This window comes from Moorena sp. SIO4E2, assembly GCF_010671945.1.
GTDB classification, from domain to species: domain Bacteria; phylum Cyanobacteriota; class Cyanobacteriia; order Cyanobacteriales; family Coleofasciculaceae; genus Moorena; species Moorena producens.
Map to the genome: position 1 here is coordinate 1 of NZ_JAAHIE010000799.1, position 2,787 is coordinate 2,787.

The following is a 2,787-nucleotide window of genomic DNA, read 5'->3' on the forward strand; positions in this document are numbered from 1 at the left end:
CGGCCTAAAGCTGTTGAAGTTGAGTCAATAATTGCTTGTGAAACCCCTTTTGTTTCGAAAATTAGCTTGATGTCATCCCGTGCTGTAGAAAGCACAGGAAGCAAAGCTTTTCCTTGATAATATTCTATAGCGGCTCGGTCTCTTTTTTCCCCAGCAGTAGTTACTTCAACAGCACCAATAATAATATTTTTATCGACAGCATTCTTGAACAGAGAATGTAAACCATGATTTGGATCTTGATAAATTTGATAAATTAAAGGTACAGCATATCCTCCATCTTCATAAATCAACAGTTTTTTATTTTGTTTGATACATGTTTGAATGCAGCGAACGAGTTCCGTTTCAACTAACGCTGTCATTGCACTCATATAGTTTCGATTAACTTCCGATTTTTCATACAGGTTAACAAATAACTTTTCATCAGTATTTGGGAGAAAAGAGGACTGCTTAAAGTCAAACTTGTATTGCGTTGGCTTGATCGGGTGTTGAATCATACGTAAACATCGATAGGTTTGACCATAAACATGATCTAACATCCTCATAATCGGCCAATTACTTTCACCATAGGGAATCCCAATAAATGCATCAATGTTAAACCCTAAGGCATCCAGGGTTTGTAAAGTCATGACAACTTCATGAGTCCGATGGTGAAGCACAAAGAGATGATAGGGGTTACTACGCTGAAGACTTAATTTTTCTGGTAAATTATCATAAACATTATGCTGAATTGGCATATTAATGCTTGATATTAACTCTTCAACTTGTTTGCTAACAGACGGTTCATTCTGGCTTATATAGATAAAAATATTAGCTGTTATTGTTGAAGAGGCTTGATCATAATGTATGCCTTTGACTTCCCATTTAATAAAAAAGGTTTGCTGATGTGAATCGTACTTCTTATGGACAACCAGGCAACCGGATTTTCCTAAATTACCAGGGGTACAGATCACCTCAAATATATCTTTAGGGAGGTCTTCATTTATATGATTATTTCCAATCTGATCAAAGAGGGTATTTAAAACCATTACACCAGAAGGAGTTCCTGGTTCTAAAACTTTTTGAAGTATATTGGGAGTTGAAAAAAATGCCAGATCAATGTCTTCTTTATTGGGAACAACACCTGAAATTGAGTCCAAACCTGACAACATAAAGTGATGTTGATCTCTGATGATGAGCTTTTTGTTTAAGGGAATAATACTATCACATTGATAGGCTTCGGCAGAAAGTTCTTCACATAAAAAATAAAGGTAGTAATTGCTGAGAGCTTGTTGAGCAACTAATGAATTGCGTTCCCGAACTTTAGCAGAGAGAATAGTTGCAATATTTTGGGTAATTTTATAACCAATATCAGGATCATCTTGATAGAGTCTGGCCAATGCGTCTTTTGAAAATCGTAATAATTTGGTGTCCTTTGAAGCACATATTGCTGAATTAGGAGAAGTAGATTTATCAATTAAAGAGATTTCTCCCAAGGATGTTCCCTGAATTTTCTCCGCAATTTTTTTCAGTCCAATTGTTCCTTCTTCCACATTTCCCTGCAAAGCTGGGTCGATCATAATATCAACTTGGCCTTCTAGGACAACATAGAGATCGTGACTGTCTGTTCCTTCGTCAAAAATATGCTCACCATATTGATATTGCTTAATTTCACTAATTTCTAATATCCTTTGATGCTGTGGCTCGGTCAGACCTTTAAAGACAAGAAGTTGTGCTAATAGGTTTTCGATATTCATTTTTTAAATTTCCAATTCAGAGATTGTTTGATGGGTTTTTCAGACCCTGGTGCTTTTTTTATTCCCATGTACGCAATTGTACTATAGGTTAAAGAATTTAAGGTCTTAGGATGAAGATTGGAAGTTATCAATTACTGTTTCACATATGGGGCTAGCTGATCCCACAGGTTAGGAAATTGCTGACGGAATGTTTCAGGTTGAGCAATCTCCATGTCACGGAATTCAAAGCCAGGTGCAACGGCTTCCCCCAGGAGTCCAAACTCTCCTTCTTCTAAGACCGCAGCTTTCCAGTAACCACTGGAAGAATCTGGGGTGTTTCTCCTTTTTCCAGATCCATGCCGAGTTTGAACTTTTGCAAGGTTCCGTTGGGATCAAAAACTAGATAGAGAACGGGAGAACCTGCATGGAAGTAGTGCATAATGTCAGACTTATTGATATGAAAGTGATCAATAGGGCGATCATCTGTTATCAGGTAGTATAGAGAAGGGTCAACACTGCCCGTGATGACCCTTCTCTATCGGTTTCAATTATTGTTTTAGAACGATAAGTTTCTGAATAATAGCCTCCTTCAGGATGCATTTGCATGCCCAACTTTTGAATTAGGTCGTGTTTATTCATAATCTTGTATGGGGATAGGTAAAAATTTTGGGTTCTGTAGTAAGAGCCTATCAAGGAAGGACTAGCTGGCGCAATTCTGGTGCAACAGAGAAGAGAAGTTGCGCTTCTTTTGAGCCACTATCGAGAAGCTCAAAACCGGAAAATTCAAAGCCTGGTGCAACGGAACAACCCACCAAAACACTACCTTGAATGGGTACTGCTGCCTGCCACACACCTGAAGGTACAACGTAGCAGAACTGGTTTTCTTCAGATGATAATGTAATACGTTGTGGTGGTGAATCGGTACCATCCCAGAGGTAGAGGTAGATACCCGTGCCTTTGTATAAATTCCAAACTTCATCCCCAATAACCCGATGAAACCGACTCTTTTCATCTTGGTTCAGAGAAAAGTAAATATGAGTAAGAGCAGACTTCACGCTAGAATCACTTGCAGTTA

Annotated in this window: 4 protein-coding genes and 1 pseudogene; all 5 read right to left on the reverse strand. The window is 38.3% G+C overall.

Going from position 1 to position 2,787, the window contains the following annotated elements:
* Positions 1 to 1,733 (reverse strand): Crp/Fnr family transcriptional regulator (locus F6K37_RS37370; RefSeq protein ID WP_287256062.1); only part of this gene is annotated, 1,733 nt, incomplete at its 3' end.
* A 131-nt stretch (positions 1,734 to 1,864) separates the two neighbouring features.
* Positions 1,865 to 1,987: pseudogene (locus F6K37_RS45105) on the reverse strand (cupin domain-containing protein); the annotation flags it as partial.
* 17 nt (positions 1,988 to 2,004) lie between these two features.
* Complete coding sequence (locus F6K37_RS37375) at positions 2,005 to 2,151, reverse strand: cupin domain-containing protein (protein ID WP_353838956.1); 147 nt, start codon at positions 2,149 to 2,151, stop codon at positions 2,005 to 2,007.
* Positions 2,152 to 2,201: 50 nt separating this feature from the next.
* Complete coding sequence (locus F6K37_RS45110) at positions 2,202 to 2,351, reverse strand: cupin domain-containing protein (RefSeq protein WP_353838958.1); 150 nt, start codon at positions 2,349 to 2,351, stop codon at positions 2,202 to 2,204.
* A 50-nt stretch (positions 2,352 to 2,401) separates the two neighbouring features.
* Positions 2,402 to 2,787: cupin domain-containing protein (locus F6K37_RS37380; protein ID WP_287256064.1), on the reverse strand; the 386-nt coding region annotated here is incomplete at its 5' end.

Excerpts from the sequence above, each read along its gene's own strand:
- F6K37_RS37375 (WP_353838956.1), bottom strand. The coding sequence starts at position 2,151 with ATGCACTACTTCCATGCAGGTTCTCCCGTTCTCTATCTAGTTTTTGAT.
- F6K37_RS45110 (WP_353838958.1), bottom strand. The coding sequence starts at position 2,351 with ATGAATAAACACGACCTAATTCAAAAGTTGGGCATGCAAATGCATCCT.